This window comes from Undibacterium sp. SXout20W (assembly GCF_049340285.1).
In the GTDB taxonomy this organism is placed as follows: Bacteria; Pseudomonadota; Gammaproteobacteria; order Burkholderiales; family Burkholderiaceae_D; genus Undibacterium.
This window is the reverse complement of the sequence record NZ_JBMPPH010000143.1, coordinates 1-255: the sequence shown is the minus strand read 5'-3', so window position 1 is coordinate 255 and position 255 is coordinate 1. Positions and strand designations below refer to the sequence as shown.

1 protein-coding gene is annotated in these 255 nt (G+C 48.2%); it reads left to right on the top strand.

The window, feature by feature from the left end:
- Positions 1-255, top strand: a 255-nt coding sequence (locus ACO0K1_RS20380; protein ID WP_423029042.1) for a GTP-binding protein, incomplete at both ends; no start/stop codon positions are given.

The window sequence follows — 255 nt, the reverse complement described above, 5'->3', positions numbered from 1 at the left end:
AAGTTGGTGTTCCATACATCATCGTGTTCCTGAACAAATGCGACATGGTTGATGACGCTGAATTGTTGGAATTGGTCGAAATGGAAGTACGCGAATTACTGTCCAAATACGAATTCCCAGGCGACGACTTGCCAATCATCCAAGGTTCCGCGAAATTGGCGCTTGAAGGCGACAAAGGTCCATTGGGCGAAGAAGCCATCATGAAATTGGCTGATGCACTCGACAGCTACATCCCAACACCAGAACGCGCAGTTG